The following is a 278-nucleotide window of genomic DNA, read 5'->3' as shown; positions in this document are numbered from 1 at the left end:
AACGTTAGTGGATACTTTGGGCTATGATATTGAGCCAGAGTATTTATTCAATGTATTAGCCAATCAAGCGAAACAAAACACATTCCAGCTGAATGATTTGAATAAGGCATTTATCGATTTGTCTACGAAATATGACCAATTCAACGGGTTGTTTGACGATGTAGATTTGACATCAAAAAAACTGGGATCGGATGATCAACAGCGAAACATTACGATTACTGAGGTATTGAAGAAACTAAATGATGTCAATGTAATCGGTCATGATGGGGATGTCATTG

At 36.3% G+C, this 278-nt stretch carries 1 protein-coding gene; it reads left to right on the top strand.

The window, feature by feature from the left end; all coding sequences use genetic code 11:
• Positions 1 to 278 (top strand): type I restriction-modification system subunit M N-terminal domain-containing protein (locus SB658_RS23445; RefSeq protein WP_410602689.1); only part of this gene is annotated, 278 nt, incomplete at both ends.

This window comes from Bacillus sp. SIMBA_008 (genome assembly GCF_046535495.1).
Lineage (GTDB): Bacteria > Bacillota > Bacilli > Bacillales > Bacillaceae > Bacillus > Bacillus subtilis.
Note: the sequence above shows the minus strand (reverse complement) of the source record. Positions and strands in the feature narration are given on the sequence as shown.